A 16414-nucleotide genomic window follows, 5' to 3' on the forward strand; every position below is an offset into this window, starting at 1 on the left:
TAGTAGTATGCGCTTGGTAAATTGTAACAACTTATGGAAGGAACCCCTACACCAAGCCACCATATTGCGCTGAAATGTCCAAGAAAAAACGGCCTCACCGTCCTTTTCAAAAGGAAAGCGCAGCCGTTTCCGTGTAAAGTATCCCGGTTCATCTGCAGCTTGGAACCCGGAAGATAATAATTCGCACAAAAAAACACGGACATCTAAGTCCGTGCTCCATTCTTTAAGCCATCATAGCTTATCTTAATCATATGACATTTCATATTTGGTCAGCCCGACTGCATTGGCATACAATGCTGCTTGCGTCCGGTCGGCAACCTGCAGCTTCGCCAAAATTTGGCTCACATGCTTCTTGACCGTAAATTCGCTGATGAACAGGCGCGAGGCGATTTCCCTGTTGCAGGCACCCTGACCCAGCTCAATCAGCACTTCCTTCTCTTTCGGTGTTAATTCATCTGTCGGACTGCTGCCGCTCATCCGCATTTTATCTTCCATTAGGCCGGGGTCATAATACTTTCTGCCCTTATGGACCAGTTGAATCGCAAACAGCAATTCCTCCGGCAGCGCTTCTTTCAGCACATATCCATCAACCAGCACTTCTTCTGCCTTCAGGAAATCCTCCCGGCTTGCCGATGAGGTCAGCAGAATAAACTTGCTGGTCAAACCGTGTGCACGCGCTGCTTTGATTACGTCCAGTCCCGATTCATCGGCAAGCTTCAGATCAATCAGCACAAGATCAGGCTGCGTCTCCTCAATTACAAGAAGAGCTTCTTGGCCATTCGTTGCCTCGCCGGCAAAATGCAAATTGGGCTGCATCGAAATCACAGCTGCCAATCCTCTTCTCACCAAAGGATGATCATCAACAATGACGATTTTCACTAGAACGACCTCCTGCCTAAAATTTATGCATTTTTTAATTCAGCCACACCGACAGGTATCGAAATTAAAATTTTTGTGCCTGCATTCTCACTGCTGGACAATTGAAAATCGCCCCCAAGAGACTGCGCCAGATATTGCATATTCTTCATACCCAGTCCGCCTGTGTTATCCTCAGACTCCGTCAACAGCAGACTCGTATCAAAACCTACTCCATCATCGATTATGGAAAGTCTTATCCATTTTGGCTTAAGTGACAGTTCAACATCCACCCGGCTGGCCGCACCATGACGAATGGCATTGCCGGTCGCTTCAGAGATAATCCGGAAAAGCGCTTTGTGGTAGGGATACGGGAGACTGAAGTCATCGCCCGTGATCTTTAGTTCAATCTCCACATCATTCAGTCTGGACAAGCTCTTCAGATGAGACCTTACCATACCCAGCCAGGTTGGACCACCACTCTTCTTGGAGCTAAGACTGTAGATTGTAATCCTCAGCTCCTTGGCCACCTTGGTCGCCGAATCATGGATGAGCTCTATCTGCTCCTCCAGCTCGGAATCAGACATTTTCGGCCAGGTCTGCTTCAGCGAGTGTGTGGCATAGACGATGCCGAATAAACTCTGTGAGACACTGTCATGCATTTCATCCGCAATCCGGTTCTGCTCATTCGTGATGATCAGCCGGTTCTCGATGACACCCAGCTCATGGCGTTCAAGAATAATTGCACTAAGCTCCGACAGAAACATCAACTGCTGGATATACCACCGGCGGCCTTCAAGGCCTTCCGAGGACTCCAGCTTCACGCCGATCATGCCAACAAAGCGGGTGCTCATTCTCACCGGCATCAGCAAAAAATCTCCGAGCCCCGGCAGGCTCTTGAATACAGGCTCGCGCTGCAATCTCCATTCATGCTCATGCTTCTCCAGCTCCGAGAAAAGAAAACGTTCCTCTTCCTGCTGCCAGCCGGTCTGCCGGCTCTGCGGTGCAGGCTCACCGCTTTTCTTGGCGAACCAGAACAAGGCTCTGTCAAGTTTGGTAAGCTTTACCACATAATCCGTAATAACCTGGCCTATGTTCATGAAGTCATGCTGGCTTGATGTTTCTACGATATGATAGAGCGATTTAATGTGCTCCATGGTTTCATTGGTCCGCGCGTTTGCTTCTTCCCGCTGCCGCTTGATCCTGTTAACCATCTGCATAATTATAACCGTAAGTACCAGTGCTAGAAACAGGTTGCCATTTGCCAATGCAGCTTCAGCTAAAGTTTTTCCGGCAGAATTAAGAAAAACATAACAAAATACAGCGAATATGCCAATATACGCAAGCAGCAAACTCCATCCGAAATAGATGGATAACGAACCCGCAGCGATCAGCACAGGGTTAAGCACGTACAGTCTGAAGGAGCTGTCATATGCACCGGTTAACAGCGTCAGTGCAATAATACCCGCCATTTCTACACTTACAGCTACCATAAGGACACGCGGTTTATTCCGGAACCTCCGGTAATACATAGTGAATAGTTGGGCAAATAAGAACAAAATTATTATTAAAAGGGATTTATTAATTACGGAAGGTCCCGCATGGTCCAGGAGGTACATCAGAGATGTGAGGGACAAAGAAAAGTATCTGTAAAATGCTATCATCCTGTCTTCCGCAGTTGTTTTGATTTTCATCCCACCACCCTATTCTCCATTTTTTGGAAAATTCGAGCTTATTTAAGCTTTGTTAAAAGCATCATACATGAGAAAAATCACAATAACAAGTTTCACTATTTACTGACAGCGTTTTCTTTTCAAATAAATAACAGAATATCATTCATTTTTTTTCGAAGTTTCACTCAGAGATATCCATATTTCCAAAAGATAGCGTATTTACTTTCAAAAATGGGTGGACGGACACGTTAAACAGCCTGTCCGCTGAGGGACAGGCTGTTCGGCTGATATATGAATCAGGTGCATCATTAGGCCAGTCATTCCGCATTATACTCGGCTGCAGCTGGGAAGGATGTATGCAACTCAGTTAGATTACAGATACAAATTTGATAGCGCTGTTCGCCAACGATATGATACCCGGTGGACAGAATGCGTACAGAGCAGTTTTTTTGTACGTCCACCTTATGGAGACTGCGGCAACTGATGCAGTAAAATTCACTCATGGCTTCATCTCCGGCATAACATAGTCTTTAAGAACTATCATAAAAATTACTAATATTATCTAAATAATAGCATTTGATTTTTGTGAGTGTCAATATAAAGCTGCATGATCCGACATTCGTCCGCAACAAAAGAAGAAATATGTCGTCTTATATATAGATACTTAGAATTGCTTAGAAATAAAAAAGATCATTATAAAGCACATAGTTAAACATTACCTTTGCTCCAAAAGTCCCTATACCGTGTCACCTTGCGATCGACGCTTTGTACTGGGTAAGGACTGATTATATAATCCATGACCTTGGACATACTTTGCATTCCTTCCTCTGTTTAGGGGTGATATGGTTGTTAGGAAGATGATCATATTCTACATGAATAAGAGGTGTCCACACTATGCCTGAAATTCGCACTTTACAGCTGCTTCCCCATCCACGGACAATCACGCGCTCAGAAGGCTACTTCCGCCTTCCGGCCAAAGCAAGCATTGTTCTCTCCGGTGAGGCGAACCGTTCCGTTCTCCCTGCAGCCCGTAAGCTTCAGCTTGTCATTTCTCAAGTTCTTCAGCTCAGCCTGCCTTTGTCAGTAGGTACACGTCCGGCCGTTTCCTCCGCATGCAGCTTTAGCTACAACCGCCTGCTGCCTGCAGGCGGTTATGAGCTTGTCATCGAAGAGCATGGAATCTTCATTACTTACAGCTCTCCTGAAGGGGCCTATTATGCAGTGGCAACCCTGAAACAGATTCTGGAACAATCCGGCAGAAACGTGCCCTGTCTGCATATCCGGGATGAACCGGACTTTGCCGCAAGAGGACTGATGATTGATATCAGCCGCAACAAAACGCCCAAACTCGAAACCCTTTACCGGATCGTTGATCTTATGGCCGATCTGAAGCTGAACCAACTGCAGTTATATATAGAAGGTTCTCCTTTTGCCTATGAGTCGTTTCCCCAGGTTTGGGAGCTCGAAACGCCTATAACCGGTGAAGAAATTCTGCTGCTGGATGCTTACTGCCGCGAACGTTATATCGAGCTGGTTCCCAACCAGAACAGCTTCGGCCATATGGAAGGATGGCTGACCCGGCCGGAATTCAACGCACTGGCCGAAAGTCCTGAGGGGTTCATGCTGCCAGACCATATGTATGACAGTGATTTATATCCGGAGGGGCTTTTCATGGAGCCGGGCACCTTCGATACTGAAGACCCTAAAGTACTCGAGCTGCTGGGCACAATGTATGATGACCTTCTTCCTTATTTCACCTCGAATCAGTTCAACGTTGGCTGCGACGAGACTTATGAACTGGGACTTGGCAAAAGCAAAGCCGCGGCAGATGCAGCAGGCAAAGGCACGCTCTACTTGTCATTTCTGCAGAAGATTCATGAGCTCGTTGTGCAGCGGGGCAAAACGATGCAGTTCTGGGGTGATATCATCATCCAGCATCCTGAGCTAATTCCCCAGCTGCCAAAAGACATTATTGCCATGGAATGGGGTTACAGCGCAGACCACCCATTCGAGGCGGACACACTGAAATTCCGCGAAGCGCAAATCCCGTTCTATGTCTGCCCGGGAACCAGCTCCTGGAATTCCCTTACCGGACGCACCGGCAATATGCTCGCCAACTTGCATAACGCCGCTGTACACGGCAAAAACAACCGGGCTATCGGCTACCTCATTACGGACTGGGGTGATTTCGGACATTGGCAGCATCTTCCGGTGAGTTATGCCGGATTTGTCTGCGGCGCTGCGCTGGCCTGGAATGTCGACAACAATCTTAATGCCGATGTTGCAGGGTATCTGAGTACCTCGGTCTTTCACGACCGTTCGGGAAAAATTGGGCAATTGCTGCTCGATCTCGGAAATTACTACAAGCTTGAATCCGGCATTTCCCGCCCCAATGATTCGGAAATGTCCATGCTAATGCGCAGTAATCTGGACAACATGGGGATTGTAAATAAACTTACCGCTGAGCATTTCGATAATTTGGAGCAGTACATCAGCCATATTGAAGATCAGCTTGAAGATCTTACGCTGGAATGCACGGATGCCGAACTTGTCACCCAAGAGCTTAAGAACGGCATTCATTTTGTAAAACATGCCGTGCAGCTTGGCCGCATCAAACAGCTGCTGGCTGCGGGACCTGCCGGAATTGATCCGGCACTGGTGGACCACCAGATCCATGATCTCGACCTCCTGCTGCATCATTACCGGCAATTATGGACCCGGCGCAACCGGCCCGGCGGCTTGGAGAAGAGTGTCGCGAAACTTCTCCGGCTGCGCGGCGAGTATGCACAATTAGCTGCACAACTATCCGGTTCGCAGCCGTTGTAAGCTCATACGATTACATGCCAAAAAGCACGGCAGGCGGAAACATCTCCGCCCAGCCGTGCTTTTGAATTACATCTGCTGCTTCAGCCCTGCTCTGACCACGGCTGGCTATGGGAAGTCACCGTTTCTCCGCTCGCCGCCGCCTGCTCCAGCAGCAGTGCCAAATACTGATCCTGGCATCCTTCGGCCAAACTGTAGAAAGAAGGCCCTCCTTGAACATGTCTCTGCATTCGGACAAGGCTCTCTGCAATGGCAATTTCATCGTCCGTGAGCCTGGCCGGGGCAAATGGATTCCGGTACAGCCATTCGCCGTCTCCCATAATCCCTTTGAGATAAAAGCCCTCCAGGTTTCCCCCATGCCCGGCATCCATCCGCCGCAGCTTGCAGTAGAGCGGCGTATCATAGCTCTGGAGCCAGGACACCTCATCGTTCAACAATTCCCCCCGCTCCCCGCGCACCAAAATCCGGTTGCTGCGGATCCATGAAAAATACTGGTCGCCGGTGAAATCGAACACGCCTAGCCGGGCTCCAAAATCCAGAGTGGCCAGCATCTGCCCCGTCTGAACCATCACCTCGGCAACCGGAGGTCCGCTTCGCTGCGGTCCCTTTATAATAGAAGAACAAAAATTCTGTGCACGAATTATTGGATTCTCGAAGCCGATGCCCAGCAGCTGCCGGATGAGGCTGATTCCGTGATATCTGTGTGCAGCCGATACCTGGGCCTGGCTGATCGTGCCAAGCCTGCCGGAAGCGGCCAGCTTGATTCTTGCCGCATGCATCGGCTGGAACAGATACTGCTCGGCAATCTGGATGACGGCAGAACGGCCCACCCGGTTCCATAGCTCCGTCAGCTGTTCCAGATCGGGCGCCGGCGGCGTCTCCGCAAGCACCGGAATACCCGCTTCCGCCAGCTGGATGATATATGGTTTGCTAACCTCTCGTTTCAGACTAATTACCGCAAAGGAATAAGTACCCGCTGAGATAAACTCTTCAATTGAAGTGTAGACCTTCACTCCCCACTCCCTGCTTAGGACATCGGCTTTCTCCTTATTGCGCACAAACATGGCGCCCACAGCGAATTGTTCCGGCAGCTGTTTGGCAATACGCAGATAGAACTCCGCCCGCCAGCCGCCGCCGGCCAGCCCAAACACAATCTTCTCCATGTCCATCCCCCTTTAGCAATTCCCGATCCGTGGATAAGATGAATTATAGTACTCCATTACTATATCACCCCATAAATTATCATTGAAATCCCAGGTTAGTAGGACTATAATCATGACGGATAACCCCATTTTTTCTAAAAAAAATAAAATATTGACAGGGGAGCAGCCTATGGATTGGCTTCATGAGTACGATGAGGAGCTCCGCGCGGTATTTGGCGATGCCAGTGTCATCATCACAGGATTTCCAGAACCGCTTCGTACACAAGGTTTGGCCTATCTTCATCAGTTTAACGTATTTAAAGCAGGAAGCCACAAAAATTACATATGTTATTTACTCCCGTTCTGGCTGCGCTCAGAATACGGTCTTACGTCAGAGCAAGTGCATCAGATGTCGCTGGGAAACGTCTTAATTATGCTCTATTTCTTCCTGCAGGATGATCTGATGGACAGCAAAGAGCCAACCGCCGCAGAGCAGCTGCCGCTTGCGAACCTGCTGTACGTGGAATTCCTCCATATTTACCGGCCTCTTTTCGCCCCGGACTCCTCGTTCTGGTCCTATTTCAAACGTTATCTTTTTGAATGGGCAGACAGTGTGGCAGGCGAGGCCAGCAGTGACTATTTCCTGAACGACCGTGTCAAAATTGCCCACAAAGCCAGTCCGCTTAAGCTCTGCAGTACAGCCGTCCTGCTACTTTCGGATCATGCTTATCTAATTGCGGATTCGGAAGAGATGCTGCATAAGGTACTGATTACACTGCAGATGCTTGATGATTACGAGGATTGGGAGCAGGATTTGGCGGAGGGCAGCTATAATTGCCTGCTGTCTCTGGCCCGTTGCCAGCTTCAGGAGGGTCAAGGCCCGCTTACAGCGGGGAAGGTCAAAGATTTCATCTTTACGGAAGGCGGGCTGGCGTCCTACGCTGAAACAGCGCTCGCCAACCACTGCAAACTCGCAGAATACCGGCTGAAGGCTCCCCATCTGGTAGCTTTCCACCATGTGCTGGTCCAGAATCTCCAGCATATCGCAGCAGCTATCGAAGCAGAGAAACAGCTTTTGCAGGGAGGAGGACTCAGCTACTGGTTATCCAAAAATAGGAATACATAATAAGCACTGCAACTCTATTATGATCATAGAAATAGCAATAGATTAATATAAAATCCTATGTTATGCTCATGAGGTAAATATAACCATTCAGGGGAAGGGTGATTATTTTGTCAGAAGCAATTCTTAGAAATCAAGTTATTCAGAAAGCATGGGAAGATCCAAGTTTCAAGCAGAAGCTGCTCTCAGACCCAAAAGCAGCCCTCAAAGAAGCACTAGGCATCAATCTTCCCGACCATATTACGCTCAAGACGGTAGAGGAAGGCTCCAATGAGTTCTATCTGGTTATTCCTCCCAGTCCTTCTTCAGGCATACTGAAGACCGACGTTACTACACTCGGTTCTTGGTAGAACATCAGATTTAAGACTTCATAAGGAGTTGGAATCACCCGGAGCTTCTGCCAGCGGCAGAATGATGATGGATTCGGTTCCTGCTCCTTTTTTGCTTATAATGCGGACTTCACCATTCATGGCCTCAATGATGCGGAAAGTGACCATAAGTCCCAGGCCTGTGCCCTTCGACTTGTTCGAGAAATACGGCTCGCCAAGCCGGTTCAATACGCCCGGTTCCATTCCCTCCCCGTTATCCTTCACATGAATATACACCCTGTCCCCTTTGGCATATACCGACATATGGATGGTCCCCTCCTCTCCGAGTGACTCGATGCTATTCTTGATGATATTAATAAAAGCCTGCTTGAATTTGGAGGAGTTGCCCTTCACCCAACAATGTTCCTCCACGTCCAGCACCATCTTGCCCCCGTTCAAATGGCATAGCGGAAGCAAGATGCTCTCGATATGCTTGAATTCATCATGAACATTAAGGATCGAGACCTGCTCGAATTCCGGTTTGGCAAAGGTCAGGAAATCCGTAATGATGTTCGCTGCGCGGTCCAGCTCGCTAAGGGCCATGAACAGAAACCTCTGCTCATCTCCGTTCGATTTCTCCATCAGCAGCTGCAAAAATCCTCGCGTAACCTGAAGCGGATTGCGGACTTCATGTGCTACGGATGCAGCAAGCTCGCTGATAATTTCCATTTTTTCTGAACGCTGCAGTTCATTGTTGAACAGCTCCAGCTCCCGGGAATATTTGACCACCTGCTGATGGTTCAGGGCCAGCCTGCGGCCGAGAATAATAATGAGCGAGAGAATGAACACTACCAGCGCCCATTTCCAGTAGAACAGATCATAATTGCCTTGGCGGATATAATACCATACCAGCTCGGCTACTCCAGTAAAGGCTGCAGTTCCGAAGCCGATGGCAAAAATGATCGCATCCTTATTTCTCTTCAAAGAATAGATAATGACACAGGCAATGAGGAGAATGAATTGAAGGATCATTAGAAATCCGATGATAGTGACTGATATAAAATAGTACAGTTCAACAAAACGGTTATCCGACAGTCCATTGATCACTAGACAAACGATGCAGAATAAAGAATATGCTGTCTGGAATTTGCGGAACTTACGGATGATGCCAAACCTTCCGCCGCCGAATATTTTCTCAAACAGATAGGTCAGCGCAGGCAGAAGCGACAGTAACGCCAAATCCAGAAAGACTATGCTCACCGGACCTAAATAACTGTAAAAGGTATAAATAAACGGGGAATACGTGATCGACAGCACTCCGGTGGAGGCAATGACGATAGATAAAGAGGCCGCTATCGAAAAGTAATCCTTGTTGAGATAAAACGCGCACACAAACAGGACTATCGCCACAAACAAAAAGGCACCGCCCAGAATAACGTCTATAAGCCCGTTTTTGATATAGTCCTTAATCAGAACTCCGTGTTCCCCAATGATCACTTGATCCTTGATCCCGATTCGATCCTTAAGCGTTTCAGTCCATATGTACAGATTCTTCCCGTTGTCCCCACTGCTCAGGGGCACGAGCAGTGAATAATTATCCTTAATATAACTGCGGTCAGCTTCAAAGATGAGGCGATCCTCCACGTACACTTTAACATGCAGTGCATATAACGTATCGATATAGACTGAGGGTGAGACATATTTGAATTCCGGAAGCGCAATTCGTGTCCATATAGAAGAGATACCGTCTGGAAGCTCCGTTGTTTTCCCGCTGGACCCGGCGCTCAGCCACCCTTCTTTATCCGAAACAGGAACCAAATAACCTTTGTCCCCAGCCTTGTTGCCCCATTTGATTTGCCAATTTGTGATTTCTTTAGAAGCATAATGACTTTCCGCTGATACCGTGAGCGAACCGCAGATCATAAAAAGCAAAAAAAATGCTGCTATTATATGTAAACTTTTGACGATCAAGCGCATGTAAGCACCTCAGAAGAAAGTTTCAGAAACAAAGTGTTCTGTATTGGTATTATTTCGCGCTGGCCGTTGCCTATCCCTTCATAAAAACGAAATTTACCAAAAAAATTCTAAATTCTTCCGGCTGATGGCAATTTAACAATCACTTCGGTACCTTCATCTTTTGTACTGTGAAATTGAATGGACCCGTCCATCGCTTCTATAATACGGAAGGTAACCATGAGCCCGAGCCCTGTTCCCTTGGTTTTGTTCGAATAGTACGGCTCTCCCAGCCGGGCAAGTTCGCTAACCCTCATGCCTTCCCCGTTATCCTGCACACTGATAATAATATGCTGACCTGATTTCCAGGCGGTTACTTGAATCAACCCATCCTCCTGAAGCGATTCAATGCTGTTCTTGATTAAATTGATAAAAGCCTGTTTAAACTTGGAGGCACTGCCCTTCACTTGAAGATCGCTTTGCAGGCGGAGCTCTATCTCACCACCCTGCAGATTGGCAAGTGGCATCAAAATGCCGGACACATGCTTCAGTTCCTCCGAGACCTCAAATACATCCACCGTTTCCTGCCCCGGTTTGGCGAAGGTCAGAAAATCCGTGATAATCAAGGAAGCCCGGTCCAGCTCCTCCATGGCCATTTCCAGGTACTCCTTTTCCTTCTTGCCGGAGCGTTCACCCAGAATCTGCAGAAACCCCCGGGTTACCTGCAGCGGATTACGAACCTCATGGGCAACCGAAGCAGCGAGCTCACTGATGATCTCCATCTTCTCCGAACGCTGCAGGTCGTTGTTGAATTTCTCCAGATCCCGGGAATATTCCACGGTCTGTTCATAATTCCGGGCCAGCCTTCTCCCGAGGATAATGATCAGAGAAAGGAGGAACCCAACCACTCCCCATTTCCACCAATACAAGTGGTATCTATGTGTGGATGAAAAGTACAGGATCAGCTCACTAAGCGAAGGAACCGCGAAAATAACAAAGCCTATCGTGAAGATAAGAGCTTCCCGGTTGCCTCTAAGAGCATGAATAACCGCAAGGACCAGCAAGTAAAAGAATTGCAGGATCATCATGATGCCGACCACTTGAACACTCATCAGTCTATACAGGTGGTCCAAGCGGTAGGAAAGTAATGTATTCAGCAGCAGAAAACCGAGACAGAATCCCGAATAAACCAGTTGGAAATTACGAAACCGGACCAGCCACAGGCTTTTTCCACGTCCGAATATCCGTTCAAAATACAATGTAAATGCCGGCAGCAGTGTGAGTAAAGCCAGATCAAAACAAACCTCAATCCATTGGTCATGGCCGTGCAAGACGAGCTGCAAAAAAGGTGAGTAGGTGATCAGCAGCATACCGAAGGAAGCAATAACAAGCACAAGCCATAAGCCGCCCGAGAAAAATTCCAGCCTGAAAAACAGCAGGCACATCAACAGCGCAACAGCCATAAATATTAGGGCCGCACCGATGACAAGATCGATCAGATCCTGTTTAACATAATGGGCAAGGAGCTTGTCATAATTCCCTACCCTGATGCCGCCTTCTATACCGAAACCTTTGCTGCCGCCGCTGCTCCACAAATAAAGCTGGCCGCTTTTATCTTCTGCTGACAAAGGAATCAGCACTTTGCTGCCATTATAATTGACCATATCTGCCGAATCGTAAATAAGAACGTTATTCTTGTAAGCTTTAAGCGTATTTCCATACACTTTATCTATAAGCAATGCCGAATTTGCCGCTGTCGGAGGTAAAGTGAAGCGTATCCAGGCTCCTGTCATCCCTTCATTGGTGAGCGGCCTGGATGAACTTGCTGTCTGCTTTATCCAATCCTCATCAGGTGCAGACGCAGCCTCTTCAACATCCTGTATATTTGAACTTCCCCACTTCAGCTCCCATTCCGGCAAGGCAACGCCTGACCGCTCGTCCCACTCCATGACGATACCGATAGGCACTATAGCGATCAAAAGCAGCAGCATGAATATCGCAACTACTCTCTTTGATGATGGCAACTTCATCTTGGCTCCTCAATAAATCATTAGTGGTATTTATATAGTTCATATGATTCTTATTTTCGACAACCTTCGCACTATACCTGCCTAATCTTGCAAAAAACCTCGAAATAAGTAGTTTACCCTTGGTTACACGGTTAAATGGCGCCTGGATTGAATATATTAAGATCAGGCTGAGAATCTCCTCTATACCCGTTCTGATTTCTAATGGACAGGCTGCGCCGGGGTGTACAGATTCGGCGCCGGATAAACGGGTAAAGAACTATTATAGAAGTCGAGGAGGATAGGCTATGGACAAGAAGGAAGACATCACTGCAGACCAACCCTCTGACGAGGAGGGGCTGGTAACCGAGCGGGATATCGATGAACAGTTCGGCCTGTTTCAGGAAGGGTCATTTCCCGGCGCCCTGCCGGACGACGACCAGCAAGCAGCAATTGACCATGCTGTTCCTAAAAAGGGACAGACTTAAGCAAAGGAGTTGAACGGCTATGGGTAATGAATTTAATAAAACTGAAGCCGATTTTGCATATGAGCGTTATACAAAGATGGGAGAAATCTCCCCGGAGCAGGATATTCCGCTGGAAGAACTACGGCCGCTCGGTACGATTACTGAACAGAGCACAAGCGGCAGCGGCACGGATCAGGAAGATAGACGGCCGCTCGAATCTGCATTTACCAGCCATGAACCTGTCGGTGCCGCTCCCATTGATTTCGATGGCGTAGTGGATGACGGTGCCGATCCGGCGCTCGTAGAAGACCACATTCTGGCTGCTGACATTGGCCTCAGTGCACCTGAACCTGCTCTTCGTCCGCGGGCTGAACGACACGGAGAGATAGCCGCTTCACCGGGAAGCCGGCGGGATGAGCTGCTTGAATCCGATGCCGTCTTCGCCGCCGGAGCTGCAGGACTGACGGGCAGCGTCATTGATTATGCCGGTGACGACGAAATCCTGGACGATGAGGAAGAGGATCAGCCACTGGAGGATATTCCCGACGCCGACGAGCTTCAGCCCGGAACCGCTGTGGACCCTGCCTCACCTCCCCTGGATGTAATGCCCGGGACCGATGTCCTAAACGGATCAAACGGAGAAGAAGAATAATGTAGGACTGACGCCAAGCGCCGCCGGAACTTGTTCCGGCGGCGCTTTTTCCATTAAAAATGGACCAAGCCGACAGCTTATCCTAATCCGCACCTCACTGCAGCGTAATCCGGCTGCTATTTCGGCATCGCTGCCGGTTCTCCAGAATGACGGGCTGCGATGACTTTCGCCTCCAGCTTACGGGTCTTCACCAGCACCGCCGCTACCAGCAGCATCACACCGTTGATGACAAACACCCAGCGGATGGGAATGAACGCGCCAAGCAAGCCGCCGATAATCGGACCGGCCATCGTTGCCAGCTGCGAAGCCGCCTGATTCAGTCCGAATGCCCGCCCGCGGAATCCCGGTTCAATGGTCTGGACTATCATTGCGTTAACCGAAGGAAGCACTCCGGCATAGAACAGCCCATAGGCAAAACGCAGTACCGCAAACTCTACATAACCTGAGACAAAATACTGAAGGATGTTCCCAATTCCCCCGCCGATCAGGCCAATAAACAGGACAAGTCCGAAGCCTTTGCGGCTGCCTATTCTCCCCCATTGCGGTGCCATAATCACAGTAGCGATCCCTACGGCGGAGAATACAATTCCCGAGCTTAGTGTAGCGGTGCTTTTGGAAATGCCCATATCAAGCAAATAAATCGGCAGCAGCGGTTCAAGGATCATTACCGAAAAAGTACTGATGCCGGCCAGCGACAACAGGGTAATAAAGGCGCGGTTGTTTCTCGCCTCCCGGATGTCATCCCTGACCCGTGATCTGGGTGCAGAGCGGTCGTAGTTCTCCTCTTTGGCGAAGAAAGTAGCGATTAGGGCCGAGACCAGAACGATCGCCGCCGAGAACAAAAAGGCGCTGCGGTTGCTGGTATAATAACTCACCACGCCGCCAATGAGCGGTCCGATGATGCTGCCGGTAGCTCCCGCAGTCGACATGATGCTCAGCGCATAACCGGTCTTATCCTCGGGCGTATTGGTGGCCACCATGGCGATGGCTGCCGGAACAAAGCCCGCCAGCAGCCCCTGAAAAATCCGTACAATCAGAAATACATATGGGTCATGGACGAAGAAATTAATTAAGTATAAGGCCGCCAGACTGAAGCCCGAGCGGATCAGCATCGGTTTGCGGCCATATTTATCAGCCAGTGAACCCCAGTAAGGTGAAATCAGCGCACTGGCCAGGAAGGTGATGCCGAAGCTGACCCCCGACCAAATCTCCAAATGACTCGTGACCCCTAATTGGTCACTCAAAAAAATTGAAAGGAACGGAATCGAGATCGAATAGGCCGTACTGCAAAAGAAAACACCCACCCAAAGCACGATCAGGTTCCGCTTCCACGAAAACTGCATGAAGCACACATCCCTTCTGTTATACCTTGGAAGCATCTACCTATTCTACCCCTCTTTTAAACTTGTGCCAATCCCGGCCCTCGCACCTCACTTTGCAAGAAGTGGGACAAAGAAGGTATGATAATGAAGAAGAACATGAGATGAACAAGGAAAAAGGAGAGATTACGAACGTGAAGCTAACAAGAAAAAAAACCGTCATCCTTCTGATGATGATGACACTGCTGCTGATCATTGTAGCCGGATGCGGCAACAAAAATGCGGCAGGCAATACTACAAACAGTGAAGCCAGCCCCGCTCCGCAAAAAGAAGCCGCTGCTGCGGCTACCGAAGGTGTCCCTTCTGCAACAGCCAGCCACCCGGTCGTAACCATAGAGATGGATAACGGCGGCGTTATCAAAGCAGAGCTCTATCCGGAAGTCGCTCCAAATACCGTCAATAACTTCATCTCCCTCATTAAAAAGGGGTTTTATGACGGAACCATATTCCATCGCGTGATTCCCGACTTCATGATTCAGGGCGGCGATCCTGACGGTACAGGCATGGGCGGACCGGATTACAGCATTTCCGGCGAATTCTCCGGCAACGGGTTCACCAACAATCTGCTGCATACAGAGGGTGTTCTTTCGATGGCCAGAAGCCAGGATGTCAACTCTGCCGGATCGCAATTTTTCATTATGGCAGCCGCTTATCCGAGCCTGGACGGAAGCTATGCAGCTTTCGGCAAAGTTACAGAGGGTCTTGAGGTAGTGGAATCCATCGTCAACCTGCCGCGTGACGATTCGGACCGCCCGGAAGCGCCTCCGGTGATGAAGAAGGTTACCGTAGATACGCTCGGCGTCACTTATCCGGAACCGCAGAAGGTACAGTAGCCTTTGATGGTTCATCTGCTCTACAAGCAAAAGCCCATCTCCGCTTAACCGGAAATGGGCTTTTGCTTATTTATTTAGAACAACCTCTATCTTCTGCTGATGGCGTGATGCTCATTCCGCAGGAAAGTGCTGCGGCTTGTGCGAAGCAGAGCAATCCGCTCTTCTGCCAACCGGTCTGCTGCGGCATAAGCCGGTATTCCATTGGCCTGTGAAATCTCCAGCACACGGGTAATGCTGCCATAGATCTTGGCAATTTTCTTATAGGCGCGTTCCTTATTATAGCCGTTCAATTCGTCAGCAACGTTGATTACGCCACCGGCGTTAATGACATAGTCCGGCGCGTAAACAATGCCCTTAGCGTGTAAGGCATCACCATGACGCGGCTCCTTCAGCTGATTGTTGGCCGCACCTGCGACAACCTTCGCCTTAAGCAGCGGCAGCGACTCATCATTTATGGTTGCACCGAGTGCGCAAGGGGCATAAATATCGCACGCTACCGAGAGGATGTCCGCAGGATCAACCGCTTTGGCCCCATAGGCCTCTACTGCCCGGGCCACAGCTTCCTTGTTAATATCCGTTACAATAAGCTGTGCTCCCTCTTCGTGAAGATATTTGCACAGTGTAAAGGACACGTTGCCTACACCTTGTACTGCCACCGTCTTGCCAGCCAGCGAATCACTGCCAAAAGCCGCCTTGGCTGCGGCCTTCATCCCTTGATACACCCCGAAGGCTGTAGCTGGTGAAGGATTGCCGGAGGAACCGTAAGTGGCCGAAATCCCGGTAACATAATCCGTCTCCTGATGAATGATATCCATATCCTCTTCCGTGGTGCCTACATCCTCCGCTGTGATATAACGGCCGTTCAAACCTTGTATGTATCTGCCGAAGGCCCGGAACATCGCCTCGTTTTTGTCTTTTTTGGGGTCGCCGATAATCACCGTCTTCCCGCCGCCGAGATTTAGCCCCGCCACAGCATTCTTGTACGTCATACCTTTGGCCAGCCGCAGCGCATCGACAATCGCCGCTTCCTCGGAAGCATAAGTCCACATTCTTGTTCCGCCCAGTGCGGGCCCCAGTGTTGTGTCATGAATCGCAATGATCGCCTTTAACCCTGATGCCTGATCCTGACAAAACAACAGCTCTTCGTAATCGTCCCGCTGCATTGCTGCAAACAATTCCATTTTGTTCATTTCTCCTATC

13 protein-coding genes are annotated in these 16414 nt (G+C 49.2%); 6 read left to right on the plus strand and 7 right to left on the minus strand.

The features are described 5' to 3' along the window. Positions 1-243 precede the first annotated feature (243 nt). Positions 244-879 (minus strand): response regulator, encoded by a 636-nt coding sequence (locus NYE29_RS04565; protein ID WP_038586479.1) that lies wholly within the window; start codon positions 877-879, stop codon positions 244-246. Positions 880-902: 23 nt separating this feature from the next. Then, a complete protein-coding gene (locus NYE29_RS04570) occupies positions 903-2348 on the minus strand; it encodes a sensor histidine kinase (protein ID WP_340894608.1) in 1446 nt (481 codons plus the stop codon). Positions 2349-3422: 1074 nt separating this feature from the next. Here NYE29_RS04570 and NYE29_RS04575 point away from each other — a divergent pair. Next, complete coding sequence (locus tag NYE29_RS04575) at positions 3423-5354, plus strand: glycoside hydrolase family 20 zincin-like fold domain-containing protein (protein ID WP_340894609.1); 1932 nt, start codon at positions 3423-3425, stop codon at positions 5352-5354. Between the two features lie 80 nt (positions 5355-5434). Here the strand turns inward: NYE29_RS04575 and NYE29_RS04580 are convergent, their stop codons facing one another. After that, a complete protein-coding gene (locus NYE29_RS04580; protein ID WP_340894610.1) occupies positions 5435-6514 on the minus strand; it encodes a Gfo/Idh/MocA family protein in 1080 nt (359 codons plus the stop codon). A 169-nt stretch (positions 6515-6683) separates the two neighbouring features. Here NYE29_RS04580 and NYE29_RS04585 point away from each other — a divergent pair, with 169 nt between their 5' ends. Both NYE29_RS04585 and NYE29_RS04590 read left to right on the plus strand, forming a co-directional pair. Continuing rightward, complete coding sequence (locus tag NYE29_RS04585; protein ID WP_340894611.1) at positions 6684-7619, plus strand: hypothetical protein; 936 nt, start codon at positions 6684-6686, stop codon at positions 7617-7619. A gap of 104 nt (positions 7620-7723) precedes the next feature. Next, positions 7724-7966 carry an NHLP leader peptide family RiPP precursor gene (locus NYE29_RS04590; protein WP_038598665.1) on the plus strand — a complete coding sequence of 81 codons (243 nt, stop codon included), beginning with the start codon at positions 7724-7726 and terminating at the stop codon, positions 7964-7966. Between the two features lie 18 nt (positions 7967-7984). Here NYE29_RS04590 and NYE29_RS04595 read toward each other — a convergent pair whose 3' ends face one another. Then, positions 7985-9847 (minus strand): HAMP domain-containing sensor histidine kinase, encoded by a 1863-nt coding sequence (locus NYE29_RS04595; protein ID WP_340899607.1) that lies wholly within the window; start codon positions 9845-9847, stop codon positions 7985-7987. Positions 9848-10008: 161 nt separating this feature from the next. Beyond that, positions 10009-11868: an ATP-binding protein gene (locus tag NYE29_RS04600; protein WP_340894612.1), complete on the minus strand. Its 1860-nt coding sequence runs from the start codon at positions 11866-11868 to the stop codon at positions 10009-10011. 323 nt (positions 11869-12191) lie between these two features. Here NYE29_RS04600 and NYE29_RS04605 point away from each other — a divergent pair, with 323 nt between their 5' ends. Further along, the gene (locus tag NYE29_RS04605) at positions 12192-12371 is read left to right on the plus strand and encodes a hypothetical protein (protein WP_340894613.1); all 180 of its coding nucleotides are present in this window, start codon (positions 12192-12194) and stop codon (positions 12369-12371) included. A 19-nt stretch (positions 12372-12390) separates the two neighbouring features. After that, a complete protein-coding gene (locus NYE29_RS04610) occupies positions 12391-13002 on the plus strand; it encodes a hypothetical protein (protein ID WP_340894614.1) in 612 nt (203 codons plus the stop codon). Positions 13003-13118: 116 nt separating this feature from the next. Here NYE29_RS04610 and NYE29_RS04615 read toward each other — a convergent pair whose 3' ends face one another. Further along, entirely contained in the window at positions 13119-14345 is a 1227-nt protein-coding gene (locus NYE29_RS04615; protein WP_076110006.1) for an MFS transporter, read from the minus strand. A 140-nt stretch (positions 14346-14485) separates the two neighbouring features. Between NYE29_RS04615 and NYE29_RS04620 the strand changes: the two genes are divergently transcribed. Beyond that, a complete protein-coding gene (locus NYE29_RS04620; protein WP_340894615.1) occupies positions 14486-15214 on the plus strand; it encodes a peptidylprolyl isomerase in 729 nt (242 codons plus the stop codon). A gap of 86 nt (positions 15215-15300) precedes the next feature. On the opposite strand, the gene NYE29_RS04625 is transcribed toward NYE29_RS04620, so the two are convergent. Next, positions 15301-16395 (minus strand): Glu/Leu/Phe/Val family dehydrogenase, encoded by a 1095-nt coding sequence (locus NYE29_RS04625; protein WP_076110008.1) that lies wholly within the window; start codon positions 16393-16395, stop codon positions 15301-15303. Positions 16396-16414 lie beyond the last annotated feature (19 nt).

It is taken from the genome of Paenibacillus sp. FSL M7-1046 (genome assembly GCF_038007405.1).
Taxonomy (GTDB): Bacteria; Bacillota; Bacilli; order Paenibacillales; family Paenibacillaceae; genus Paenibacillus_AQ.